The sequence below is a fragment of the Alistipes sp. i18-0019-D1 genome (genome assembly GCF_042852885.1).
GTDB lineage: Bacteria > Bacteroidota > Bacteroidia > Bacteroidales > Rikenellaceae > Alistipes.
The window spans coordinates 2522439-2546652 of sequence record NZ_AP031424.1; the positions used below are offsets into that span (position 1 = coordinate 2522439).

Here is a 24214-nt window from a genome sequence, read left to right on the forward strand (position 1 = left end):
TCCGCCCGCCCGGCCTCTAACCTTACAGTAAACCGCAAATCAGCTATGGAGATTACCAGTACCGTCATTACGCGCACGGCCCGTCACCAGACGGACAGCGTCCTGTTCGCCATCGAATATACGGTGGTCGACGAGCGGCTCGACCGCATTCACCTCAATCTGTTCGACCCCGTGCCGCAGCCGCTGGACGATGCCGCAGAGCCGGAGCAGGCAGCGACACCAACGCAGGGCGAATACATCGGCTCGATCTATTTCGAGGGCCGCAACCTTTCGTGCAACATTCCCTGGCGGGAGGATGCCGCCGAGCTATTCTCGACAGGCGTCGGGGTTATCGCCCGGATTCGCGAAGAGCTGCCCGCACCCGCCGAGGATGCGCAGGAGCCCGCAACGCAGGATAATTCACGCTAACGAATACGCAACATGGAACTGACAATCAAAGACCGGCTCTACCTGCCGGCACTGCTGCCGCCCAAGGGCAGCTTTCGGGAGTTCAACCTCAAGAAGGGCATCCTGGAGAAGGTCGCCATCTCCGAGGAGGAGCGCAGCGCCGTCAACCTGCGCCGCATCGAGGAGAGCGACCGCATCGAGTGGGACACGGACAAGGACACGCCTTTGCATGTGGAGTTCTCGCGCGAGGAGCTGGACTACCTCAAGGCCTCGTGCGAGAAGATCGCCGAAGAGACCCTGGTGGACGACATGTGGCTCACGGTCACCAAGGTCTACGACGCGATCCAGGCGGCGGAGTAACCCTCCGGGCCGCTGCGAAAACAAGAGGCGGGAGTGTCCATGTACTTCGGACACTCCCGCTTTTTGCGTCTATGCCGGGACGCTCGGCAGAGGTAAACCATCCCCTTTTCGGGGCTCTATCCTTTACCGAAGAAAGCATGGATAACCTATGGCCCGAGAGGACATACTCATAGACGCCCGGTACGGCGAGATGGAGACCGCGGACGATGTCACGGGCCGCGTCTACTGCGACTTCCGGCTGCTGGAGCGCGTCGACGGGACGGACAACGAACGCTATGCCTACGGGGAGCTCTCCGTGCCGCAGGCCGCGGCCGCCCGCTGGGGCGAGGGCTCCGCGCTGCATGTACGGATTCCCTATACGGCCTCGTACCGGGAGCTGCGCCTGCGCCTCTGCGTGACGGCTCCCGGCGGCGGCACGGAATACCTCGTCAATCCTGCGGATAACCGCCCCTGGTACACGGTGCAGCTCCCCGGGTCCGTGCCGGTCCGGCTCTCGGAGTTCGGGGCCCTGAATGCCGAGGGCAGCTACTGCCTGGTGCGGCGCGGTGGTGTGCTGGAGCTGTACAGCGGCGCCTCGACGGATCTGCGTATCGGCGCGGCGCTGCGCCAGAACGAGGTCTTCCTGCTCAAGGCGGCCCCGGGGACGCTCTACCAGTATCCGACCTCGGGCGTCGGGCTCATCGACTTCCTGCACGGCAACTTCGAGACGACGGGCCTTGCCACGCGCCTGCAGCGGGAGTTCGAGAGCGACCGCATGACGATCAATAGTGCATACATGGATTCCGAGACGGGCGAGCTGCTGCTCGACGTCACCGAAAAGACGAATTAAGGCATGGGACGATATACGGTAATCACGGGACAGAACCTCTACGACGTCGCCCTGGACATCTACGGCTCGATCGAAGGCATCACGGATTTGCTGCTCTCGAACCCCGCGCTGTCGATGATGAGCGAGCTGCGGGCCGGACAGGTGCTCGACTACTCGGACGGGGTGCTGATCGATGCCGAGACGGTGGCCTACCTCCGGCGCGAGGGCATCGTTCCCGCCAGCGGCGAGCGGCACGTCTACTTCAAGGAGGCGCACTTCCCGCGTCTCGGGGAGTTCCGCCTGCCGCCCGCCGCGACAGGCGGCGGATTCTCGCTCGCAGGAGAGGGCGCCGTGGAGATCGACTGGGGCGACAACACGCCCCTGCAGACCGTCGCACTCTCGACTGCCGGCGTCACATTGCATCATACCTTCGACAACGCCATTTCCACGCCTCGAATCCTTCGCATATATGGGGACGCACGGCTGCAGCGGCTGGACCTCACGGAATTGCACCCGTCCGCGGCTCATCTGCTGCGTCCCGTATATGTCGAATCCCTGACCCTGGGGCCGTGGCAGGCGCCGCTGGCGCTCCTGCCGCTGTGCGAGGGGCTCTGCGAGCTCGACCTGCGGGGCGCCGCGTGCCGCGACCTGAGTCCTCTGGTGCCGTGCCGGGGCCTTATGCGCCTGGACCTGTCCCACGCCGATATGCAGCGTCCCGCGCTGGACGGCTACCTCATCGCCTTAGTGCGGGAGCACTACGGACGCCGGGCGTGCCGCGTCACGCTCACCGGGCGTCCCTCGGGCGAGTACCGAGAACCCATGAGGGACGAGGATCGGAACTACATCCTTACGAGCGGCATGGAGGCCGTGTGGCTCCTGACGCACGAGCCTTCGTGGAACGAGGGCGGGCCGTGGCGCTTCGATATCTGCGGCGAGGAGTACATATACGAACCTTATCCGGACCCGGAACCCGAGACGGACTTCGAATCGTCCCGGCACTCCGGCGGCGCCGTAGACTGATATTCCGATACGATATGAGCAGAACCCTGAAACAGATATACGCGGAGGCCATCTCCGAGCGCAACCGGCGCCTGGAGCTCTCCGAGCACAGCAACGACTCGAAAATGTCCGTGATGAACGGCATCGCGTGGATGGTCGCGGCGATGATCTACACCTTCGAGTCGATCCTCGACGTCTTCGCCGTGGATGTTTCCGAGACGCTTTCGAGCCGCATCAACGGCACGCCGCGCTACTACGCCAACGCCCTGCTGGGTTACCAGCAGGGCGACGAGCTGGTCATCCGCGAGGACGGCCTGGCCTTCGGCTACGCCAGCGAGGACCCCTCGAAGCGGATCGTCACCCAGGTCTCCTACACCGAGAGTACGGACGACACAAATGTGGACAGCAAGCTGATCCTGAAGGTGGCCACGGGCAGCAAGGGCGCCCTGCGGCAGATCGGGGCCGCGGAGCTGGCACAGATCACGGCCTACGTGAACCGCATCAAGTTCGCCGGCACGCGCATCGAGGTCATCAGCCGCCCGGGGGATGTGCTGATCCCGCGCCTGACGGTCTACTGGGACGGCGCCGTTCCCGAGTCGGAGCTCTACGACGCCCTCGAAGAGCGGCTCAATGAATATGTGATGGGCATAGACTTCGACGCCGGGGTTTACGTGAGCCAGGTGTGGGAGGCGCTGCGCAGCGTGGAGCATGTGAGGGACGTTTGGGCCGACACCTCGGCCGAGCCCCGGCAAGGCGTCTTTCTGGCCTCGTACGACAACGACGGGCACCTGCAGCCGGCGCAGTACGTCGAGCGCATGATCCACACCTCGTCGGGCTACGTGCGCCAGAGCACGGGAGAGGGCGACGAGGCGGAGCTTCCGACGTTCCGCCAGGCCCTGAAACTTGTAATCGACAAGGATGCGCTACCGACTCTCGATAGATAGGCTCGTGAACCGGCTCGTGCCGCACTACCTCGCGGGCCGCCGCTTCGTGCTCTTCGTGCAGAGCCTCGCCTGGCCACTGCAGACGCTTAACGACCGCTTCTGCGCGTGGGCCCGCGAGCGGCGCATCGAGGCGGCGATGACCTCGCAGGTCTTCTACTTCGAGTGGTTCCTGAACCGCCGCTTCGGCGGCTACCTGCAGGACCCCGACCAGAGAATCACCCTCACCGAGGGGGCCTCCGTAGGCGCGGAGCTCTATTTCGAGGAGGCCCGCTACGGCCGTCCCTTCACCCTCTGGTTCGAGGGCGAGCGGATCGAGGGCGTCGCGGAGGAGGAAGAGCCCCGCCGCATGTACCTGGAGGCCGAGGAGAAGCAGGTCCTGCGCGCGAGCTTCATCGTCTGCGTCCCCGCCGTCACGACGTCGGAGCGGGAGATGGCCTACATGCTCACGCACCTGATCGAGAGATACCGCCTGGCGGGCAGGACCTACCTGATCCGCATCGACGGAAAAGAACAACCAAACACCACCACGCCGTGAAAGAATACATCGCACAAACGGGCGGACGCTACACCTACAACGACGACCTGCTGAACCTGCAGGAGCTGGCCCGGAGCATGAGCATGCTCTTCGAGGGATGCCCGAACTTCATCCTCTCGGGCTGCGAAGTTTCCGAGGGGCGCATCACGCCGGGCTACGTGTGGATCGGCGGCCGCATACGTCCCTTCGAGGGGGCCGCCGAGGTCTCCTTCCCGTACTACATCTACGAGAAGAACCGCTACGAGACGATCGCCTATGCCGGGGATGTGAACAAGCACGGGCGCTGCTGCTACCTCTGCTCCGGGGGCCGTGAAGTGCCCCGGAGCGAGGACGAGGTGACGGGCGCCCTGCCGGGCTATATCGAGATCCGCGAGGACTATGCCCCGCGTATGCCGGAGAAGTTCCTCGGCCGCTACGCCCTGCTGCTGGAGGGTCCCTTCGCGCGCCAGAGCGTGCGTGGGGACATCGCGCTCTCGGGGGGCCTCACGGCCGGCAAGGAGCTGCAGAGCCGCAGCGCCGTCTCGGTGGCGAACGCCGCGGGACGCTATGCCCTGCGCGCGCTCTTCAGCGCCGAGGGCAGCGCCTCGATAGGTTTGTACAGCGAGGGGACGCTGCTCGGAGAGCTGCTCTTCGCCACCGACGGCTCCTTCGCTCTGCAGCGTGCCGGGGTGTCGCTCCTGCATGCGGGAGCGGAGGGGCTCCAGGCGGATCATATCCGCACGGGGGAGCTGCGGGCCGGGAGCCTGACGCTGCGCGGCAGCGAGATCTTCAACCGTGGGGACGATACGGACGAGGGCGCGGTCGCCGTGAACCGCAGCGGGTATGACGGCGCGAAGAACCGCTTTCGCAGCTTCGCGGTCTACGACGGCCGCAGCGACGCGCCCCTCTTTGTGGTCGAAGGCAAGAGCGCCACGGTCACGGCCGCGGGCGAGCTGCGGGTACAGGGCTCCGGCTGCGGTCTTACGATACGCAATGCGGCCTGTGCCAAGGATGACAAGGCCCTGCAGGGGCTCGTGCAGTGGCAGGATAAGGACGGAGCCCGCATCGCCTGGGCCGGCTATGCCGATGCGGCGTCGCAGGACTTCACGCTGCACAACGATCTGGGTAACCTCACCCTCGGCGCACGGGGCTGGGTCGATGTGGCGGGCGAGCTGCGCATCGGCGGCCGCCCGACCTCGGAGCTGTACGTCTCGCCCGAAGCCTTCACGGAGGCCCTGGCGGGGAAAGTAGACAAGGTCGCGGGCAAGGGCCTCAGCACGGAGGATTTCACCACCGCGCTGCGCCGGAAGCTCGACGGCATCACCGAGGGCAGCCTGACGGACGGCGCCGCGGGGTTCGTGACCACGGACGACGTCGCGCAGGCCCTGGGCGGCAAGCTCAACTGCACGGACAACCTCGCGGACCTGGCGGACAAGGCCGCGGCACGGGCGACGCTCGGCCTCTACTCCGCCGCGGAGTGCGACGAACGCTTCCTGCATGCGGCGAGCTACCTCTCGGAGTTCACGGCCCTGACCTCCGCCGAGATCGAGGGCAAGAGCCCCGAGGAGATCATCGCCCTCAGGCAGGAGCGCCAGCAGCGCGCCCGAGAGAATATCGACGCCGAGAAGCGAGGCACCGGGGAGCTGAAACTCGCCAAGGAGGCCAACCTCGCAGACCTTCAGGATAAGGCCCGGGCCCGGCAGAATATCGACGTGTACTCCATCGAGCAGGTGGACAAGCTGCTGGCGGGCAAGCTCGGCAATGACGACGCTTATACGGGAGCGGTCTTTACCGCGGAGCACAGGACGAAGCTCGAAGCCATCCGAACGGGCGCATTCGCAGGAAAGAGCGAGGACGGGGCCTCCATACCGCAGAGCGAGGGCTATGTCATGACCTCGGCCGTGGTGCGGGAGCTCTCGAAATATGCGCCCCGGCTGCTGGAGGGATACAGCGCCGCGGACCGGGAGTCCGTGGCCGCGAACATAGGTCTTTACACCAAGGCCGAGGCCGACGGCCGCTTTGCGGCGTTGAGCCAGTCCCTGCAGGACTACGTGAATCACCTGGTTCGTCAGGGCAAAAGCACTGCCGAGGCCCGCCAGGCCCTGCGCGAGAAGCTCGACGCCGCGGGCACGGGCGACCTGACGGCTTTCGTGCGCCGGGACCGGAACCTCGCGGACCTTACGCTCAAGGACGACAACGCCCGGCGCCTGGCCTGTGAAGCCCTCGGCGCGGCCTATGGCCCGGAGTACCAGAAGAAGATCGACGACACGGGGTGGCTGCCGTGCGGCGGCGAGAATGCCGGGACGCTCTGGGCCCGGCAGATCGGCAATGTGGTTTGCGTGCAGGGAACAATCAACACGGCACGCACCACCTCGAACACCTGGGGTACCATCGCCACGATCCCCAACGCCATCGGCGTCCCGCGCTTCGGATGCCGCCAGACGATGGCCGACTTTAACGACGACCACAAATACAACCGGGGATGTTCGTTCGTCATCAAGGCCGGCTCGCGCGCGATACTCATGCACGAACGCGGCACATACAACGTCACCACCGAACTAAGTTTTTCCTATATGACCTAAGCCATGAAAAAGAGAGTCAACATCAGCCGCGATGTGGAGAGCCGCCACCGCATCGCCCAACGGAGGCGCCATGCGGGCGTCGTGCGGCCGCAACCCAAAACCGAGGAACATGAAACGCAGAGCGAAAAGCCGGTGCCGGAAAGTACGACGCCCGCAGCCGCCCCCAGGGACAAAAGATCTCGGGGGACGACCCCGGGGAAGCCTTAAACGCTTCCCCTTCCACGAAACCCCGCTGGGGTTCCTGCTGCGCTACGAGACCCCCGTCGTCTACGATGTCCTGATGATGGTATGCCCGGCGCGTCAGCGTGAGGAGCCCCCGCCCCAGATCGTGGAGGTCGTCTGCGCGGCCTCCGGCGAGGCGGCCTTCCGCAAGCCCAAGTTCCTTCGCTATATGGAGCTCTACCGCCGCGAGGGCGTCTGCTGCCGCCGCGGCAAGCGCATGACCCCCGAGCGGGAGCGCTACTACGAGGCCCTGCGGCGCACGCGCCTGGACAACTACATCTTCCGTCATTGGGAGGAGATCGAACGGCTCTGCGGTGCGGAGCCCGAGCCGGAGGAGGCATAAATCCGCGATTGGAAACACGCCCCTATGTGAACCTATGCCAGCAGGTTGAAATATTCGTTAGAAAACTAATTGTCAGATATTTGGATTTGCGGGAAAGGCCGTGTAATTTTGTGGGACGACTTTGGGATAAAAGTCGCCGATCAATTTGACGGTTCCCCCGTTCTCTTGGGGGATGTGATAGTTAAGCCGGGGGCAGCACGCACCGGTTTTTTTCACCGCATATCGAGTAAATCAGATGGTTCCCGGAGGTATCCGAACCCGGGGCAAGAACCCAGATCCTCGGCAATATTAACTATCATCACACAACCGTTATGCAGGACTATCCGGATCAGAGAAGCGCAGAGGCCGCTTCCGTAGAGGAGCTTTTTCTGGGGCTCCAGGAGTCATTCGCCGAGGCGCAGGCCCGCGCCATCGAGGAGAACAGATCCTTCACCAAAACCGAGTTCTTCCGTTTCGACAAGCTCGGAACCTACCGCCTTCGGGTGCTTCCCATCGCCCCCAGCCGTGAGGACGCCGTGGAGCGCCGCGGGTACGAGTACCCCGTGCGGCAGCTTCTGATGGAGCTTCAGCGCCCCTCAAACAGCGAGAAGACCTCCAGCATGTACGTCACCACGCCCCGCGCCACCGAGGCCGGCTACTCGCTCGACCTTATCGACACCTACCGGCGCCTGGCCGCCGAGGCGGCACGCGAAGCCGGGGACGAGAAGCTCGCGGAGAAGATCTCCGGGGGCAGCTACGGCGGCGGCCTGAAGTTCAGCTACGGGCACGCGATGTACGTCATCGACCTGAAGGAGCGCGCCAAGGGACTGCAGCTGCTTACCCTGAGCCACGCCCAGTTCAAGGAGCTCGACGAGCGCCGCTTCCGTCTCTGGGAGAAGAAGCTCCAGAAGAACCCCCAGCACCCGTGCCCCGTATCGTCGGTCTACAACGCCTATCCCGTCGAGGTCGAGAAGCGCAAGAACGGCGGCAAGACCGAATACTGCTTCTCGATCGACAACGAGTCCGACCACGAAGGGCTCTCGCGCGAGGAGCTGACGATGCTCATGAACAGCCCCCGCATCCCGGAGGTCGTCTACCGCTATACGCGCTACCACTTCGAGGCGACGCTCGAATTCCTGCGTCAGTGCGACGTGCGCTATGAGCTGCACGTCATGGAGAGTAGCGATATGGCCGAGGCCATCGAGACCTTCCGCGCGGAGATCCCGCAGGAGGACACCTCGTCGTTCAGCTTCGACCGCCGCACGAAAGACGTGCGCGACAACGCGCCGGGCGGTGCCCTGACCCTCGACGCCCTCTGCAGCCGCTTCGAGTCTCTCAAGGCCGCGGGGCTGGGCGACAAGACCGAGGAGGGACAGGAGCTGAGGGCCATGATCCGCAGCTTCATCGAGCAGGAGAAGCTCTCGGTGCGCGTCACGCGCTCGGTGAGCAACGACGACCTGCTGGACATGATCGAGGACGCACTCGGCGACAGGGCCGCCGAAGAGCCCGAAGAGCCCGCTGAGGCCGGGGATGCGGACAGCACGGAAGAGGCCCCGCGCCGCAGGCGTTAAATCCCGCATCGCAAGCATTGTTACATGACGAATCCGGGAGCGCTTTGCGCGCTCCCTTTTTTCAGCGCTGTATTTTACGATGAATAGCCGGAAAATAGCGTGTATGCTTCTGATGAACGACATACACATCTCCAAAGACAATATCGCGGAGTTCGACCGCAACTGGAACGAGGCCCTGGAGCTGTGCCGCAAGAGAGGCATCCGCGAGATCGCCCTGGGCGGCGACCTGTTCCTGAGCCGCGCCTCGCAGACGCTCGATGTGCTGCTGGCCGTGCATGACGCCCTGCTGCGCACGGCCGACGAGGGCATCCGCATCACCCTGGCCGAAGGCAACCACTGTAAAGTGGATCAGGAATCCCTGCGCGGCTACTGCCACGTCTTCGACCGTATGCCTGCCGTCACGGTCGTGGACGACTTTCTCACCCTCGACGATCCCGCCTGGGAGTTCGCCCTGCACATGATGAGCTACTTCCCCGAAGGGGGCAGCTTCACTTCGCGCCTGCAGGCCCTGCGCATGGGAGGGCTGGTCGAGGGTAAGCTCAACTACCTCTACATCCACGAGGGGGTGAACGGGGCCCTGGCGACCCCGGCCCCGGACGAGCTGCCGGCCCGCATCTTCGAGGGCTTCGACCGCGTCTTCGCGGGGCACTACCACAACCGGGCCGTGGTCGCGGGAACCCGCATCGAGTATATCGGCTCCTCGCGGCAGTTCAACTTCGGGGAGGACGAAGAGAAGGGCTACACGATCCTCTACACGGACGGTTCGCAGGAGTTCGTGCGCAACGAGGCGAACCTACGCTACCGCACCCTCGACACCACGGCCGAGAAGGTCGACGTCCACCTGCTGGACCGCATCGACGAGCTGCGCGCCGACCCCCGCTGCCGCCTGAAGGTCCGCGTGCGGGCCTCCGAGGCCCAGACCGTAGACCGGCAGCGCCTCATGGCGGCCGGGGCCAGCAAGGTCGAAGTGGTGGCCGAAGGCGCGACTCTCATCGAAGTGCCGGAAGAGGAGGTGCTCGACAAGTTCGACGGAGCACGCCTGCGCCGCGCCTACGAGGAGTTCTGCGCGGGCCGCAGCATTGACAACGTAGCCCTCGGCATCGCTTATCTCACCAAAATCGAAACGACACCATGTGGTATTTAGCGCATATCTCAGCTTCCAATATCTGCTCCTTCCGCGAGTTGGAGTACACGCCCGCGCAGGGCACCACGACGCTCATCTTCGGGCACAACGCCGACAACGAGTCGCAGCGCAGCAACGGCTCGGGCAAGTCCACGCTCATCGAGGCCATCACGCTCGGCCTGACGGGCTCCCCGCTGCGCAAGGTCCGCGCCGAGGAGGTCATCAACGACGCGGCCGAGGAGTGCCGCGTGGCCCTCACGCTCATAAACCGCACTACGGCCGAAGAGCTACTCGTGGAGCGCACGATACCGCGCCGGGGTACGGCCTCGGTGCGCTGCTTCCGCACGCTCGACGGGCGCCGCGAGGAGGTGGCCCAGCCCAGCGTCGAGGCCGCCAACCGCTACATCCTCGAACGGCTGGGCGTCACGCGCGAGGAGCTCTTCTTCGCCTTCATCCTCTCGCGCCACCGCTACGAGGACTTCCTCTCGGCATCGGACCGCGAGAAGAAGGAGATCATCAACCGCTTCAGCGGCGGCGACCGCGTGGACCAGGCTATCGCGCAGGTCGCGGCGGACCTCGCGCCGCTGCGGGACGAACTGCGGGCGGTGGATCTGGAGCTGGCCGGCATCGACGGACGCATCGGGATGCTCGCCGAGCAGATCGCCCGCGAAGAGGAGAGCCGCACGGAGAAGGAGCTCTCCCGGCGCGAGAAGGTCGCCGGGATACAGGCCGCGGTCGCCGCCAAGCGCAACGCGATCCGTGCATGCGGCGATAAGATCGCCCGGCACAGACAACACCTGGAGCGCATCGAGGAGGCGGAGGAGCGGCTGCAGCAGTTCGAGAACTCCGCAGAGCCGCTCGCCGCGAGCATGGCCCGGGTGCGGGAGCTGCTCGCGCCCCTGAGCGACGCAGAGTTAAGCGACTGGACGGGGATCGTGGCGGCCAAAAACCGCGAGATCGCCGAGATCCGCGCCGAGATCGACAAGTGGACGCAGATCATCGCATCCATCGGCCAGAAGCTTGCAGTGGCCCAGGCGGAGCTTATCGCCCGCAGCAAGGAGTACGACTACTTCCGGCAGGAGGCCTCGGACAAGGGCGCGGCGCTCGACGGGGAGATGCAGTCTCTCACGGAACGGCTCTCTGCCGCCAACACGCAGATCGAAGCCCTGCAACGCCGCAAGCGCGCGGTATCGACCGCCGTGGAGACGCTCCACGCCCGCCTGGCCGGGACGGTGGAGTGCCCCGCCTGCGCGCATCGTTTCCTGGTCTCGGACCGGGACTTCGACGTGGCGGCGGCAACCCGGGAGCTCGAAGGCCGCAAGGCGGAGTTCGCGCAGGTCGAAGAGGAGCTGCTCGACAGCGGGCTTGAAGCCGAGAAGGTCGAGCAGATGATAACGGCCGTGCGGGGAGAGATTCGCGACCTTCACGCCCTGCGCCACGACTGGGATGAGCGCATGGCAGGGACCCGACGCTCCGTCGAGGCCGCAGAGTACGAGATGGAGGGCGCCAGGTTCAACATCCAGCGCTGCCGGGATTACGTCGCGGCCCGCACCCGCGAGGTCGAGGAGATTCGACGCAACCTCTTCGACGAGGCCTTCGACCGTCTGGGCGCGGTGCGTAAGGCTGCCGAGCGCGCCATCGAGCAATGCCGCGCCGAGACGGCGGCGGCCGAGAGTTCGATCGACACCCTGCAGCAGACCCTCGCGGAGATAGAGCGGGCCACGGCCTCGGAGCTGATCGCATCGCTCAAAGCCTCGCTCAAGGGCTATCGAACCCAGTCCGCCGAGGTGGCGGCGCGCCGCACGGGGATCGACGGGCGCATCGCGGCCCTCGAAGCACAGCAGCAGTATTTCGTGCAGTTCCGCACCTACCTGGCCAACACGAAGATCGAGGCATTGGCAGGGATGATAAACCGGGTGCTCGACGACATAGGCTCCGACCTGCGCGTAAGCCTCTCGGGATATACGACCCTCAAGAGCGGCGCCGTGCGGGAGAAGATCTCCGTGTCGATCATCCGCGACGGGCTGGACGCCGGGACTTTCGGGAAGTTCTCCGAGGGCGAGCGGGCACGGGTGAACACCGCCTCGGTGATCGCCATGCAGCGCCTGGTGAACGGCAACTGCCCGCCGGGCGGAGGGCTGGACCTGCTGTGCATGGACGAGATCCTCGACGCGGTGGACGCCGACGGACTGGCTAACGTCTTCGCGGCGCTTGGCAAGCAGGCCCTCACAGCCCTTGTCGTGTCGCACGGACTCGTGCAGGAGGGCTATCCGCACCGCATAACCATCGTTAAGGAGCATGGAGAATCGCGCATCGAACGGCGGTAGCCTCCGCCGGGAGCAGCTGCTGGCCCTCGACATCGCAACACGCACGGGATACTACTGCCTGCACGGCTCCGGAGCATGGGACTTCCACGCCACGCGCTCGCGCCGCACCTACCTCTCGTTCTACACCACGCTGCGGGAGTTCATCCTGCGCTACGGCATACGGCGCATCGTGGCCGAGGACGTGAGCTTCAACGCCCACAACCGCGACCTGCGCAAGCTCTCCGAACTGCGGGGCATCATGCTCCTGGTCTCCGAAGAGCTGGAGCTGCTGCCCGTGGAGTTCGTGAACGTCTCGACGCTCAAGAAATGGGCCACGGGAGACGGCCGCGCAGACAAGAGCCGCATGATCGCCGCATGCCGCAACGACTACCGCTTCGAGCCCGCCTCGCACGACGAGGCCGACGCCTTCCTGCTCTTCCACTACTTCGTACGCAAATACCGCGTACGGTAAGATTCCTTAACCCGCACACCGGGCGGCACGCCGCGCCGGCATCGATTCCAAGTTGACGCTAACCATAAGCTGACAGATCCCACAAGATGAATTATCCACCGACAAGTCAGCAAGAGAGTGAAAGCGCAACCATCCCCGTCGTCCTATATCGACACCGAAGAGTCCGTCCGGGAGCGGACTCTTCTTTTCGAGCAACTGATCATGCCCAACCGCAACCTCGTATACAAGATGTCCATACGGTTTACCAACCGCTGGGAGCATGTCGAGGAGAACTACAACGAGTGTCTGGCCAACCTGTTCCGATACATCCATACCTACAACCCGGAGAAGTCCCTTCAGAATTGGATCTTCATCTGCTGTAAACGCCTGATCCACGACCTGGACCAGCGGCGTGCCGCCTTCCGCACCACGGACGACCTGCCCCCGGAGCGTATCGCCAGCCACTACGCCGAGGACGCGACGCAGCTCAGCGGCAACTGCATGGGGCTCGACAACTACACCGAGCTCTACAACGACGACATCCTGCGGGCGCTCACGCGGCTGAACCCCATCTACCGCGAGGCGCTGCTGCTGCAGCAGGCCGGCTATAAGCTCGAAGAGATCATGGAGATAACTTTCCGCAACGGCACGCTCAAGACCCCCAATATCGAGACGGTCAAGAGCCGGCTGTTCCTGGCCAAGCTGAAGATGCGACAAATGATCGACCGCGATGGAAACAGCCGTAAAAAGTAAGTGGGCCATACGGCTCTTCTCCCACCTGGTACGCCGGACCCTCGACGCGGGGTTCCGCTTTCCGGGCGGCGCCGCAGCGCGGCGGGCCGTCGAGGGGTGCATCGTGGCCCTCGAAGGGCGCATCGGGCCCTTGGACCGCGAGCGCGTCGCGGACTTCTGCATCTGCCAGGTATACACGCTCTCATCCGCAGGCTCCGGGCCGCTGCGCAGGCGCTGGCGGGCGGCACGCTCCTTCAGCGCGGCGGCCGTAGAGCGCTTTATGGCCGACGGGAAGGGGGCTCGACGAAGGGAGGAGCGCTGGCTCGCGGAGCATGGGCTCGCGCGCGGCGTGTTGGCAGATCTCGTTCGGGACCGCTCGCAGCACCCGCTCGCGAAGTTCATATACCCCCAGTACGAGGACCGCACCAAGGCCCGGCAGGCGGGGACGGAGGCCGGGCTCTACGTCTGCTCGCTCTCGACGCTGCTGTGGACGCCCTTCTCGCCCGTATGCTGCGCTTGTACGATGACCGAGGCATGCCGCCGGATGACGGGAAGCCGCTATCCCGAGCTGCTGCGCATCCGCGAAGAGGAGTATGCGAAAGGAGGCGTGCGATGAGTGCCGCGCGCAATGCCCTTACGGCCGAGTACCTCTACGAGCTCTACTCGACGGCGATACGCAACGACGCGGTGTGCGGCGTGCTGGTGACGCACATGCGGCGGGAGTACCTCCCGGACCGTACGTTCCAGCATGTTCAGGAGCTCTTCGCCAGCCACTACCGCACCTACAAGGCCCCGCCCTCGTATGCCGTGCTCGCGCAGACATTCGCCTCCGATTTCGACGCCCTGGAGCTGGTGAACACCTTCCGCGAGTACGACGGAGAGAACAACCCCGAGGTGGTGGTGGACCTGCTCGAAACATACATCAAGGGCGTGCGCCTGCAGGCCGTATATGCCGAGGTAGGAAAGCTCTACAACCAGAGCCGCCAGGCCGAGGCCGAGGAGAAGCTCAAGGAGTACGCCGAGTGGCTCGCGGGATTCACGCTCAAGAGCTCGGCGTTCGTGGATGTGGTGAAGACCTTCTCCGTGCGCTTCAGCCGCAACCGCCGCCGCGAAGAGGAGCTGCAGGCGTCCGGCCTGAAGCCCGTCACGCGCTTCTATATCGCGGACCTGGATACGCTCAATGCCGGGCGCAACCTGCGTGGGCAATTATCCTGTCTGCTGGCGTCGACGGGCGTGGGCAAGAGCCACATGGCAAAGCATATCGGCCTGCGGGCCGACATCGACGACGGACTGCATGTGCTGCACTTCCAGCTCGAAGGGTCGGAAGAGGAGGCGCTGAATGCCTACAGCGGAGGACTCATCGCCCGCAACGCCTTCTACTTCGAGCGGGGGCATATCTCCGAGCTGGAGATGCGCCGCTTCGAAAAGCAGATCGAGCAATATGCCGGGAGCATCACCGTGCGCTCGTTCCCGCGTTTCGCAGCCCGCATCTCGACCATCGACATCCGCAACGGCATCGCCGAGTACCGCAAGATCAACGCCCGAACGCCCGACATAGTCATCATCGACTCGATGGACCTTTTGACCGACGCCTCACGACGACAGTGGGGAGCCGAGCACGAACGCAGCAAGCGCATCGCCGTGGCGAACGACCTGAAGGACCTGGCATCGGACGAGAACGTGTGGATGGTGGCCACCTACCAGGCGACCATCGAGAACCGCGACTGGCTCAACGACGAGAACAACGTGCTCACCGAGTACAACTGTTCCGAGGCGAAGGGCCTGGCGCGGCCATGCACGCACCTCATATCGCTCAACCAGTCCGCGGCCGAGCGCGAGGCCAACCTCATGCGGCTCCATGTGGCCAAGAGCCGATTCTTCCGAAAGGGAGACACGTTCCGCATAGCCACAGACTACGACAACGAGACCTTCTACGATGCGGCACGGACGATGAGTATGAGAAGATAAACAAACGGGATGGAAATAACCTTCCATCCCGTTTGTCAATCCATAAGGAGCCTCTAATGCCATCCGCTACTTTCGACCGCCGCAATATATTCACGCCAGAAACGCACGAAGATACGGTCGATCAGGGCAATGACATAGAAACGGATGAAATAATTCTCATATTTGTACGAGGGGGAAGATAACATCTGTAGGGTCGGAAGATGAGGCTGCTGAGACAGGGTATTATGGGCACACCGATTGCGATGGCTATATAATTTGTCATACGCATCGTATAAGTTATTCGTCTTTTCTGCTGTCGTCAAATTATCACTATTCGTTAATAATGCAATTTGTTTTTTTTGCCGAGTGATAAACTGTTTATCTGTAATGCCGAGAAAAAACTCTCTATAGCCTTCAAAATCGCTCTGTGACCATTCTAAAATATTACTATGAGCAAAAATATCTTCCATGTCCGTATGTAGAGTGTTCCACAAGGCTGCTTTGTCGATAACGTTCAGGTCGATTGACGGCTTAAACTTATGTATCTGTTCCCAGAGATCATTCAAGATATTTTTTTTATCATCATATCGTGAACATTCTCCATAGGATTTGGACGTGGATTTAGAGTTTGACAATAATTTGTACCGGAATTCATAATCATCAGTAGCTAATTCCCATAGGATGCACTTCAGTTTCTGCTCCTGAAACCCCGTCATCTTCAAAAACGTGGATTGCATGACGTATTCGCTCAGCGGAAAAGTCTCGATACCACTTCCGCAGCTCCCACACGCAGTTACCGTATCCTGCAATATCTGTGTGATCGGAGATATGATGAAGTCGTGATGCGGTCTCATTGGCAATACCGTTGATAAATAGTTATCGACTCGGTTATGCGTGCCCTCAAATATTTCAGGGCGGCCGGAGCTTTGGCGTGGGCACTATCACCCTTAAAGCCTCTTACCATCCGTTCTAACTCCGCTTTCAGGTCTGCTTTCCGAGAGTCGTCTATTGTCTTCTTCTCAAACAGGATCACATACATCAGCCCGAATAGATAGACGTCCATATCTATGATCGACGTGTATTCTTTCGGTATCTCGACCGCAGCGATTGTTTCCCTGAGCCGAGCATATAGAGGTGCATAATCATCATGCGGGAATACATCTGTAAATCGGGCGAACAGATTATCTTCGGTATGGTTGACTACGGCGTATATGAACCGCTCATAATAAGACTCCATTACCAGTTTGAACCCGCGTGCTACACGATTGGCGTTCGTGTCCTTATGATACTGGAACAACAAAGAAAGATAACGCACGAAGTCCATGTAGGTTGTAGCCGATGCCTGTCTGAGCTGGATGGCATGTGCCATTTTGGGTTCGAAAAAATCATCATACCCACGAGAGAGGAAATACAACGATTTTCTACTCTCTTGCGGTAATAATGTTTTGCCCTGTTTGTTGATATTACGAAATGTGGTCGAATAATACTTTTGTTGTTCTGGAATAGTGATGTTCGGGACCAGATAGGTAAACCCCATCTTCCGGTTTTTGAAGAACTCGTCATCTACGTCCCACTGTTTTGCATCGTAGAGGGTCATATCTACATGGGCCAGTATCTCTTCTTTTGTGCGTCCTACGTCCGTCAGATTCTGAAGAGTCCATGCCATAAAATGATCGCTGCCTTCATCCGGTTCGGCCTCATCATCATTCTCATTAGCCAAGGTATTGAAAACTTCTTCGAACTTATCTCTTTTGGGGAAGAGTCCCAGATAGGCCAAAAATATGCTGGTCAATCGTTGCTGACCGTCCAGAATATAGTTTTTAATATCATCGGCATCTCCGAACGCTCCGATTGTTACCGGGGGTACGAAGTCTTCATTTTTGAGTGTAGTAATCAGGGCTTGTACGCGCCCTTCATCCCATACGAAAGTACGTTGATAGGGAGGCAATTTGATATTTTGCTTCATCAACAATTTCAGCCAGTGAGCTAACGTATACTCCCCGTAATAGATTTTTCGATTTATGGCCATATAGGTGCTTTTATCAGGATGTAACTGTTTATTTCGGAATTAAATATAGCCCTTTCCTCTGAAAAAACCATAAAAAAACAACTCTAAATTTTGTTCCCGGCCTACTCTTAAAGGCCATGAACAAGGAGCATACATACCTTACCGAAGAGATCGCCCGTGAGCTCGGAGCCCGGCGCGACGGCTCGGGCCGCAACCTCATCGCCCGTTGTCCGTACTGCGGCAAGGAGGGCAAGTACGGCGTCTACATAGGCCCCGCCACGTCCCGCAAGCAGCCCTTCATGGCGCACTGCTTCTCCTGCGGGGCGTCCACGCACTCCCTGGAGCGGACGCTCGAAGCCATCGGCCGTCCCGACCTGATGGTGACGCCCACCACGGACCCCGGCGCCAAGCTCGACTGCACCCTGCTGTTCCCGCTCGCCGCGCAGGAGGAGATAGACGACGAACTGGGCATCGTGCAGATGCCGGAATTCTGGCGCCGCACCTTCCTGCACCCGTACCTCAAGGGCCGCGGCTTCACCTTCGACGACTACGAGTTCTTTCCGGTGGGTACGACGCGGGGCGTGAACTTCCGCTACGACGACTACGTGATCTTCCCGGTCATCGACTCCGGGGATACGGTGGGATACGTCGCCCGCCACCTCTGGTCCAAGGGCGAGATCGACGCCTATAACCGCCGTGCGAAATTTACGGGCGACTATCCCATACGGCGCTTCAGGAACTCTACCGAAAACGACTTCGTCAAGCTGCTCTACAACTACGATGCGGTGGTGGAAGGCAGTACCGAGACGGTGATCCTCTGCGAAGGGATCTTCGATGTTGTGGCCCTCACGCGCAAGCTCGACCTCTACGAATCCTCCCGCGTGGCCGTGGTGGCGACCTTCGGCAAGAAGGTCTCGCAGGCCCAGATCTACAAGCTCCAGACTAAGGGCGTACGCAACGTCGTGGTAGGCTACGACGGCGACGCGGTGGACGCCACGAAGAAAACCGCCGGGGAGCTCAGCCGCTACTTCGAGGTACTCGTGGCCGATATTCCCGACCCGGAAAAGGATTGGGAAGACCTCTCGCCGCAGGAGATATACGACCTCTTCGCATACCGCCTGCACACGCCCGTGGAGTATAAAATCAACAAGATACAGCAACTATGAACGACCTTATCCGATGGCTCGACAGCCAAAACATAGACTACCGTGTCGTGGACAGCGAGGTGGTCGATATACCAGACTTCGGACGCCTGTTCCGCGCCGACCTGTCCGGTGTGAAAAGTATCTTCCGCCAGCGGGGCGACGAGCAGGTTTTCAACCTGATGGAAGACCCGCAGACGCTCATCGACGAGGGCATCTTCCACGTCGCCTTTCCCTTTGGCGACAACTGGTACTACTACGACCTGCGCGAAGAGTTTTCGATGAATATCTTAAAGCACATCGGCCGTCCCAAGCCCGACGGCTGCGACATCCCGTTCGTCAATCTGGGCGTACACACTCCCTACGAGCTGCTCAACGGCTCGGGTGACATCGCAAGCTGGGTCGCCAAAGCGAAATGGCTGGGCCAGACGGCCCTCGGCCTCTGCGATCGCAATACGATGGCCGGGACGCTGGCATTCCAGAAAGAGTGCGCCCGGGCCGGCCTGAAACACGTCTTCGGATACTCCCTGACGCTCGACCACGAGAAGGGCGAAGTCCCGCTGAAGGTCTACTGCCAGACGCAGCAGGGATTGCAGAACCTGCTGCGCATCCAGAAAGCCGTAATGGTGGACCGCGAGGACGGCAGGATCGACATCGAGGCCCTGGCGGCCTGCGGGCGCGGCAATGTCCTCGTGCTGGGTACGCTCGCAGCTTCGTGGATGACGGAGAACCGCCCGGTGATCGTGCGGCTGCACGAGGCGTTCGAGACCGTCTACTACCAGATCGACCCTACGGAGTTCAAGGCCGACCGCATCGACGTGCAGCGATTAGAGAGTATGCGGCGCTATTTCCATGCGTTCTGCCGAGGCGGTGCGTTCGAGGTGGAGCCGGTACTGATCCCGGACAGCTACTACATCGACCGGGACGACGCCCGCAGCAAGGTCGTCCTGAACAAGATCGCGACGGGGGCCGCGCACGAGCAGAGCGACGAGCAGTACCTGCGCTCGGCCGGAGAGCTGCTCGACAAGCTGCGGCCGCTGTTCGACCCCGGGCGCTGGGACGCAGACGAACTGTTCCTGCGGATGTGCCGCAATACGGTGCGGATCGCCGAGGGCGCCGAGGCCCGCTTCGAGACGGGCCGGATGTATATGCCGCGCTACGACATGACCTCCGAGGAGAAACTCCGCTACGGCGACCGGCGCCGCATGTTCCTCGCCCTGCTGGACGAGGGCCTGGAGCGGAAGATACCCCAAGAGGATCATGCCCGCTACCGGGAACGGCTGCGGGACGAAGTGTATATCATCGAATCCACCAACAACGTGGATTATTTTCTGATACAGTGGGATATCATGCAGGAGGCGCACCGCAGGGGCATCGTAACCGGTATCGGCCGCGGTTCGGCCGGAGGGTCGCTCGTGTCGTACCTGCTGGAGATCATCTCCATCGATCCGCTGGAGTACGACCTGCTCTTCTCGCGTTTTCTCGTCCCGGAGCGCTGCGGGCTCTACTGGCAAGAGGAGGTTACGAAATTCTGCGGCCGCATAGACCTTCCCCCGGGCAGCAAATATGTAGAGCTGCGGCTCGATGGGCATACGCTCCTTTTCGAGCGTGATGCGCGACTGCGTATCCTGCGCGGCGCCGAGGAGCTGACCGTCTATGCCGACGAGCTGCGCTGCGACGATGAGCTGATCCTCGACAATAAGGACCTGCTCTGGAATATGGACGAACACCGCTAACAGATCAATACTATGCTGAAAATACGACAAGTGAGCATCGAACGCACGGACCGGACGCTTTCGGTCCTCGACAGCGAAGTGGGGCGCGGTCTTAGGCAGGGCGGCCGCTTTACGCTCCCGGATATCGACTCGGACATACAATCCGACCGCCGCCAGGAGATCCGTGAATATCTGGAGCGGAGGTATAATACCGATGGACGGCAGCGGGTCTTCTCGGCCGGGACGTTCTCGACCCTGAAACTCAAGGCTGCGATCAAGGACGTGGCGCGCGTCCACCGCGTGCCGCACGGGCTTGTGAATTACATCACGGCGATTTTCGAGGACGACAACATGACCTGGACCGACCTGTTCCGCCTGGCGGCGCGTAACGCGAAAGTGCGGCGTTTCGTGAATGACTATCCCCAGGTGGTGGAAGATATACGGGGGATCATGGGCCAGCCGCGCGCAGCCTCGATCCACGCTTCGGCCGTCATCGTCACTCCGGCGGAAAAAGACGGGCGCCCGGCCGAATGTTTCGACTTTCTGCCGGTCCGCAAGATGGACGGCCTGCTGGTCTCGGAGCTGGACGGATACTCCGTGGAGGAGATCGGCCTGCTCAAAGAGGATATCCTGGCGACCAAGGAGCTCTCGAAGCTCGGGGCCGTTCTCGGCGATGTCAATCGCGAATACGGCAAGCGCTACACGCTGGAAGATATTGCGCGTCACGAGTTGCGCGATGAGAAAACCTACCGCCTGCTTGCCGACGGATATACCCAGAACGTCTTTCAGTTCTCCTCGCGCGGCATCACCAAATTCATCATGGATGTGCAGCCGGACAATATCGAGGACCTGATTATCATCAACGCCCTTTACCGTCCGGCAACGCTCGACGTAGGGGCTACGGAGGAGTACGTGCGTTATAAGCGCGGCGAGGTCGTTCCGGTCTATAACTTCGGGACGTATGAGGCGACGAAGAACACCTATGGCCTGATGACCTACCAGGAGCAGTTCATGTCCATCGCGCATACGCTCGGAGGCTTCGACCTGGGTAAGACGGACGTGCTGCGCAAGGCGATCGGCAAGAAGAATCCGGAGCTGATGGCCTCGCTCAAAGACGACTTCATCGCAGGCGCCGTCGCCAACGGATGCCCCGACGAGGAGGCCCGCGAGATCTGGCACAAGATCGAGACGGCCGGCGGCTACTCCTTCAACCGCTGCATCAGCGGCCGGGAGCGTATTTACCGCCCCAAATGCGGGCGCTGGCAGCCTACCATCGCCCAGATGTACCGCCTGATGAACAGTGTCCGATATGCCCGGGAAACAGGGCATGTATCGTTACGAAAAAAATATTTGATTTACGGCTACGGCGTAGCGTTCTCGTTGAATGAAAAGCGGCGCCTGGTAAAGAACCGCATCAGGGATATCCGCTTTGCGGGATACAAGGCCGTCTACCGTATTACGCTGGAAGACGGCAAAACATTGGACGTGACGGCCAACCACAGGCATCCGACCCAGCGCGGCATGCTGCGCACGGACCAACTCGTAGCCGGCAAAGACCGTATGTTCGTCAATGCCGGCCGCATCAAGATCGACAGTGATTTCCGCTTTACGGACAAAGGCCGGGGGAACGACCCCGAGTACCACGATCCGGGCCGCCGTAAATGGGGAGAGAAAGGGTTAGGCGCCGCTCCCGTTACTGTCGCATCCGTCGCGTATCTCGGAGAGGAGGAAGTTTACGATGTGGAGATGGAGGCCCCGTACCACACCTTCCTGACGGGCGGAGGCGTTGTGACCTGCAACAGCCACGCTGCGGCCTATGCCCTTACGGCCTATGTGGGCGCCTGGCTCAAGGCCAACTACGCCACGGCCTTCTATACCGTAGCCCTGCAGTGGGCCGACGATACGCAGATCGCGACGCTGATGTCCGAGATGGAGCAGTGCTCCACGGCCCGCATCGTGCCGCCCGAGATCAACCGCTCGGCCGTGCAGTTCTACACCGACTACCGCAGCGACAGCATCTACTGGTCGCTGAGCCGTATCCGCATGGTCGGGGTCAAGACTGCGGAGTACATCGTCCGGGAGCGGGAGCGCTTCGGGGACTTTACGAGCGTCGAGGAGTTCATCCGCCGTATCTTCCGCCACCGTTTCCGCAAGCTGCGGACGTGGGAGGACGAGGAGGCCATGGCCCCGGAAGGCCGCGTGCCGGTGAACGCCCGCCACGTCAAGCACCTGATCCTTGCCGGGTGCTTCGACGCCCTGGAGCGTATCGACGCCGTGGACGGACGCTACGGCATTCTGCAACGAGCCGCCGCAGAGCTCGGCTTCGCCCTCGACGAGCGGGAGTTCGACCCGCAGCACATCGGCAAGCACTACTTCTGGACACGCCTGCAGATCGCCGTGTCGGGCATCGGCTCGATCGACTACCGCCGCATCTTCGACAGCTCGCCGGTACGGCAGCAGGTCAAGGGCCGCGCCTCGTATATGAGTCTGCGCGAGGCTGCAGTATTGGAAAACGAAGGAAAAAGAATCGCCGTGTGCGCAACCGTAACGCAGGTCGAGGAGCTATCCTATAAGGACAAGACCACCGGGGATCGGGTGTCGTTTTGCAGGGTTGTCCTGCAGCAGAACACCGATACGATGGAGCTGGTCTGCTGGAACGACTTTTACAGCGCGCACCGCAGCCAGGTCGCCGCTCTCAAGGACCGCATCGTGATCGTCTCGGCGGTCATCAAGTACAGCGACTACGCCGGAGTCAACACGTTGAACACCTATAAAACATCCATACTATCGCAAACAGAATGAAACCCACGATTATTGCCATCGTCGGAGCGTCGGGCTCCGGCAAAACCACGCTGTCGAAGTACCTGCGGCAGCGTTTCGAGATACCGGTCATCGTCTCGACGACCACCCGGCCCCGGCGCGAGTCGGAGGCCGAAGGCGAGGATTACTTCTTCGTGAGCAGCACCAAGGCGTACCGCCGCGAGGACATGCTGACCTACACCCGCTTCGGCAAGTACGAATACTTCTCGCTGCGCCGCCAGCTCCCGGCGTCGGGCTACTGCACCTATGTGGTGGACGAGAACGGCGTGAAAGCCCTCAAACGCTCCGCAGGCGAACAGTATCATGTCTTCGCAGTCTATGTCGCCTGCCGCCGGGAAACGCTCCTGGCGCGCGGCATAGAGGCCGAGCGCATCGCCCGCGACAGCCACCGTCCGCAGGTGGACTATTCGCAGATCGACGTGGTGCTGGGCAACAACGGCTCCGAGGAGGAGTTCCAGGAGGCGGCCGAACAACTCATGCAGATTCTCGAACAATGGCGGCACCTGCAGTAACACCCAAGATCTATACGGCCATCGGTCTGGACTTCGAGACGGGAGGCCTCGACCCGGCGCGTTGCGCCTGCACCCAGATCGCCCTGCAGGCCCTGCGCCTCGACACGCTGGAGGTGTTCGACCGCTACGAGAGCTACATCGCCCCGTACTGCAAGCAGGAGCTGGGCGCCGCACGCCGCAAGGTGCTGCGCGCCAAGAACGTTCCGGCCAACAGCGCCGAGCGCATGGACTACGAACAGGTGGCGCTCGACTATTCGGGCATTACGATGGAGATGCTCACGGCGCAGGGCGTCGATTTGAAGGAGGTGGCGGCGTCGGTCATCGACTTTGCGCGGCGCGCGACGCTCTCCAAGGGCGTGCAGTGCAAACCCGTGCTTATAGGCCAGAACATCACTTTCGATGTCGGTTTTCTTACGCAGCTGATGAGCTATGCTGGCCTTACGGCCGACTTCGAGAAGGTCTTTGCCGGGAGCAAGGATTTTTACGGCAACTTCCAGCCCTTATACCTGGATACGATCCTGCTGGCAAGGCTCACGCTGGCAGGCGATCCTTCCGTAGTTTCATACAAGCTGGAGCTGGTTGCCGAGCGGCTCGGCGTCGAACTCGACGACGCCCACGACGCGGCGGCCGATACGGCCGCGACGCTCGACATCGTACGGGTATGCGCCGCACGCCTGCGCAACGGCGACGGTGCGCTCCCGGCCGCCGCGCCCCGGCAGAAAACAAGAGACCATTTTCAGATATAACGA

The 24214-nt window shown here is 61.9% G+C and carries 22 protein-coding genes; 20 read left to right on the forward strand and 2 right to left on the reverse strand.

Going from position 1 to position 24214, the window contains the following annotated elements; genetic code table 11:
- Nucleotides 1-45: 45 nt before the first annotated feature.
- The 15 genes from ACGHP5_RS10655 (at nucleotide 46) to ACGHP5_RS10725 (ending at nucleotide 15289) form a co-directional block, all read left to right on the forward strand.
- A complete protein-coding gene (locus ACGHP5_RS10655; protein ID WP_390566669.1) occupies nucleotides 46-408 on the forward strand; it encodes a hypothetical protein in 363 nt (120 codons plus the stop codon).
- 12 nt (nucleotides 409-420) lie between these two features.
- The gene (locus ACGHP5_RS10660) at nucleotides 421-747 is read left to right on the forward strand and encodes an RNA-binding protein (protein WP_390566671.1); all 327 of its coding nucleotides are present in this window, start codon (nucleotides 421-423) and stop codon (nucleotides 745-747) included.
- Nucleotides 748-895: 148 nt separating this feature from the next.
- Entirely contained in the window at nucleotides 896-1576 is a 681-nt protein-coding gene (locus tag ACGHP5_RS10665; RefSeq protein WP_390566673.1) for a hypothetical protein, read from the forward strand.
- Between the two features lie 3 nt (nucleotides 1577-1579).
- Nucleotides 1580-2575, forward strand: a complete 996-nt coding sequence (locus ACGHP5_RS10670; RefSeq protein WP_390566675.1) for a hypothetical protein — start codon at nucleotides 1580-1582, stop codon at nucleotides 2573-2575.
- 14 nt (nucleotides 2576-2589) lie between these two features.
- Entirely contained in the window at nucleotides 2590-3498 is a 909-nt protein-coding gene (locus tag ACGHP5_RS10675; protein ID WP_390566677.1) for a hypothetical protein, read from the forward strand.
- Nucleotides 3473-4033: a hypothetical protein gene (locus tag ACGHP5_RS10680; protein WP_390566679.1), complete on the forward strand. Its 561-nt coding sequence runs from the start codon at nucleotides 3473-3475 to the stop codon at nucleotides 4031-4033. Before ACGHP5_RS10675 ends, ACGHP5_RS10680 begins: the two co-directional genes overlap by 26 nt.
- Complete coding sequence (locus ACGHP5_RS10685) at nucleotides 4030-6594, forward strand: hypothetical protein (protein ID WP_390566681.1); 2565 nt, start codon at nucleotides 4030-4032, stop codon at nucleotides 6592-6594. Before ACGHP5_RS10680 ends, ACGHP5_RS10685 begins: the two co-directional genes overlap by 4 nt.
- A gap of 109 nt (nucleotides 6595-6703) precedes the next feature.
- Nucleotides 6704-7159: a hypothetical protein gene (locus ACGHP5_RS10690; protein WP_390566683.1), complete on the forward strand. Its 456-nt coding sequence runs from the start codon at nucleotides 6704-6706 to the stop codon at nucleotides 7157-7159.
- A 311-nt stretch (nucleotides 7160-7470) separates the two neighbouring features.
- Entirely contained in the window at nucleotides 7471-8709 is a 1239-nt protein-coding gene (locus ACGHP5_RS10695; protein WP_390566685.1) for a hypothetical protein, read from the forward strand.
- A gap of 103 nt (nucleotides 8710-8812) precedes the next feature.
- The gene (locus ACGHP5_RS10700) at nucleotides 8813-9853 is read left to right on the forward strand and encodes an exonuclease SbcCD subunit D (RefSeq protein ID WP_390566686.1); all 1041 of its coding nucleotides are present in this window, start codon (nucleotides 8813-8815) and stop codon (nucleotides 9851-9853) included.
- Nucleotides 9841-12159, forward strand: a complete 2319-nt coding sequence (locus tag ACGHP5_RS10705; protein WP_390566688.1) for an AAA family ATPase — start codon at nucleotides 9841-9843, stop codon at nucleotides 12157-12159. Before ACGHP5_RS10700 ends, ACGHP5_RS10705 begins: the two co-directional genes overlap by 13 nt.
- Nucleotides 12131-12610 (forward strand): crossover junction endodeoxyribonuclease RuvC, encoded by a 480-nt coding sequence (locus tag ACGHP5_RS10710; RefSeq protein ID WP_390566690.1) that lies wholly within the window; start codon nucleotides 12131-12133, stop codon nucleotides 12608-12610. Before ACGHP5_RS10705 ends, ACGHP5_RS10710 begins: the two co-directional genes overlap by 29 nt.
- 117 nt (nucleotides 12611-12727) lie before the next feature.
- Complete coding sequence (locus ACGHP5_RS10715; protein ID WP_390566692.1) at nucleotides 12728-13342, forward strand: RNA polymerase sigma factor; 615 nt, start codon at nucleotides 12728-12730, stop codon at nucleotides 13340-13342.
- Nucleotides 13343-13673: 331 nt separating this feature from the next.
- Nucleotides 13674-13937, forward strand: coding sequence for a hypothetical protein (locus ACGHP5_RS10720; RefSeq protein ID WP_390566694.1), 264 nt, complete (start codon nucleotides 13674-13676; stop codon nucleotides 13935-13937).
- Nucleotides 13934-15289, forward strand: coding sequence for a DnaB-like helicase C-terminal domain-containing protein (locus tag ACGHP5_RS10725; RefSeq protein ID WP_390566696.1), 1356 nt, complete (start codon nucleotides 13934-13936; stop codon nucleotides 15287-15289). The genes ACGHP5_RS10720 and ACGHP5_RS10725 overlap by 4 nt, the downstream gene beginning before the upstream one ends.
- A gap of 53 nt (nucleotides 15290-15342) precedes the next feature.
- Here ACGHP5_RS10725 and ACGHP5_RS10730 read toward each other — a convergent pair whose 3' ends face one another.
- On the reverse strand, nucleotides 15343-16122 hold the full coding sequence (locus tag ACGHP5_RS10730; RefSeq protein ID WP_390566698.1) for a hypothetical protein: 780 nt from the start codon (nucleotides 16120-16122) through the stop codon (nucleotides 15343-15345).
- Nucleotides 16119-17297: a DUF262 domain-containing protein gene (locus ACGHP5_RS10735; protein ID WP_390566700.1), complete on the reverse strand. Its 1179-nt coding sequence runs from the start codon at nucleotides 17295-17297 to the stop codon at nucleotides 16119-16121. The genes ACGHP5_RS10730 and ACGHP5_RS10735 overlap by 4 nt, the downstream gene beginning before the upstream one ends.
- 116 nt (nucleotides 17298-17413) lie before the next feature.
- On the opposite strand from ACGHP5_RS10735, the gene ACGHP5_RS10740 reads away from it, so the two are divergent.
- From ACGHP5_RS10740 to ACGHP5_RS10760, 5 genes are read left to right on the forward strand one after another with little or no spacing between them, the layout of a single operon-like run.
- Nucleotides 17414-18442: a toprim domain-containing protein gene (locus ACGHP5_RS10740; protein ID WP_390566702.1), complete on the forward strand. Its 1029-nt coding sequence runs from the start codon at nucleotides 17414-17416 to the stop codon at nucleotides 18440-18442.
- A complete protein-coding gene (locus ACGHP5_RS10745; RefSeq protein WP_390566704.1) occupies nucleotides 18439-20154 on the forward strand; it encodes a PHP domain-containing protein in 1716 nt (571 codons plus the stop codon). The genes ACGHP5_RS10740 and ACGHP5_RS10745 overlap by 4 nt, the downstream gene beginning before the upstream one ends.
- 12 nt (nucleotides 20155-20166) lie before the next feature.
- Nucleotides 20167-22935 carry a DNA polymerase III subunit alpha gene (locus tag ACGHP5_RS10750; RefSeq protein WP_390566706.1) on the forward strand — a complete coding sequence of 923 codons (2769 nt, stop codon included), beginning with the start codon at nucleotides 20167-20169 and terminating at the stop codon, nucleotides 22933-22935.
- A complete protein-coding gene (locus ACGHP5_RS10755) occupies nucleotides 22932-23465 on the forward strand; it encodes a hypothetical protein (protein WP_390566708.1) in 534 nt (177 codons plus the stop codon). Before ACGHP5_RS10750 ends, ACGHP5_RS10755 begins: the two co-directional genes overlap by 4 nt.
- Complete coding sequence (locus ACGHP5_RS10760) at nucleotides 23447-24211, forward strand: PolC-type DNA polymerase III (protein ID WP_390566710.1); 765 nt, start codon at nucleotides 23447-23449, stop codon at nucleotides 24209-24211. Before ACGHP5_RS10755 ends, ACGHP5_RS10760 begins: the two co-directional genes overlap by 19 nt.
- The last annotated feature ends 3 nt before the right edge of the window (nucleotides 24212-24214 follow it).

Excerpts from the sequence above, each read along its gene's own strand:
- ACGHP5_RS10655 (WP_390566669.1), top strand. The coding sequence starts at position 46 with ATGGAGATTACCAGTACCGTCATTACGCGCACGGCCCGTCACCAGACG.
- ACGHP5_RS10660 (WP_390566671.1), top strand. The coding sequence starts at position 421 with ATGGAACTGACAATCAAAGACCGGCTCTACCTGCCGGCACTGCTGCCG.
- ACGHP5_RS10665 (WP_390566673.1), top strand. The coding sequence starts at position 896 with ATGGCCCGAGAGGACATACTCATAGACGCCCGGTACGGCGAGATGGAG.
- ACGHP5_RS10670 (WP_390566675.1), top strand. The coding sequence starts at position 1,580 with ATGGGACGATATACGGTAATCACGGGACAGAACCTCTACGACGTCGCC.
- ACGHP5_RS10675 (WP_390566677.1), top strand. The coding sequence starts at position 2,590 with ATGAGCAGAACCCTGAAACAGATATACGCGGAGGCCATCTCCGAGCGC.
- ACGHP5_RS10680 (WP_390566679.1), top strand. The coding sequence starts at position 3,473 with ATGCGCTACCGACTCTCGATAGATAGGCTCGTGAACCGGCTCGTGCCG.
- ACGHP5_RS10690 (WP_390566683.1), top strand. The coding sequence starts at position 6,704 with ATGAAACGCAGAGCGAAAAGCCGGTGCCGGAAAGTACGACGCCCGCAG.
- ACGHP5_RS10695 (WP_390566685.1), top strand. The coding sequence starts at position 7,471 with ATGCAGGACTATCCGGATCAGAGAAGCGCAGAGGCCGCTTCCGTAGAG.
- ACGHP5_RS10700 (WP_390566686.1), top strand. The coding sequence starts at position 8,813 with ATGCTTCTGATGAACGACATACACATCTCCAAAGACAATATCGCGGAG.
- ACGHP5_RS10705 (WP_390566688.1), top strand. The coding sequence starts at position 9,841 with ATGTGGTATTTAGCGCATATCTCAGCTTCCAATATCTGCTCCTTCCGC.
- ACGHP5_RS10710 (WP_390566690.1), top strand. The coding sequence starts at position 12,131 with ATGGAGAATCGCGCATCGAACGGCGGTAGCCTCCGCCGGGAGCAGCTG.
- ACGHP5_RS10725 (WP_390566696.1), top strand. The coding sequence starts at position 13,934 with ATGAGTGCCGCGCGCAATGCCCTTACGGCCGAGTACCTCTACGAGCTC.
- ACGHP5_RS10730 (WP_390566698.1), bottom strand. The coding sequence starts at position 16,122 with ATGAGACCGCATCACGACTTCATCATATCTCCGATCACACAGATATTG.
- ACGHP5_RS10735 (WP_390566700.1), bottom strand. The coding sequence starts at position 17,297 with ATGGCCATAAATCGAAAAATCTATTACGGGGAGTATACGTTAGCTCAC.
- ACGHP5_RS10740 (WP_390566702.1), top strand. The coding sequence starts at position 17,414 with ATGAACAAGGAGCATACATACCTTACCGAAGAGATCGCCCGTGAGCTC.
- ACGHP5_RS10745 (WP_390566704.1), top strand. The coding sequence starts at position 18,439 with ATGAACGACCTTATCCGATGGCTCGACAGCCAAAACATAGACTACCGT.
- ACGHP5_RS10750 (WP_390566706.1), top strand. The coding sequence starts at position 20,167 with ATGCTGAAAATACGACAAGTGAGCATCGAACGCACGGACCGGACGCTT.
- ACGHP5_RS10755 (WP_390566708.1), top strand. The coding sequence starts at position 22,932 with ATGAAACCCACGATTATTGCCATCGTCGGAGCGTCGGGCTCCGGCAAA.
- ACGHP5_RS10760 (WP_390566710.1), top strand. The coding sequence starts at position 23,447 with ATGGCGGCACCTGCAGTAACACCCAAGATCTATACGGCCATCGGTCTG.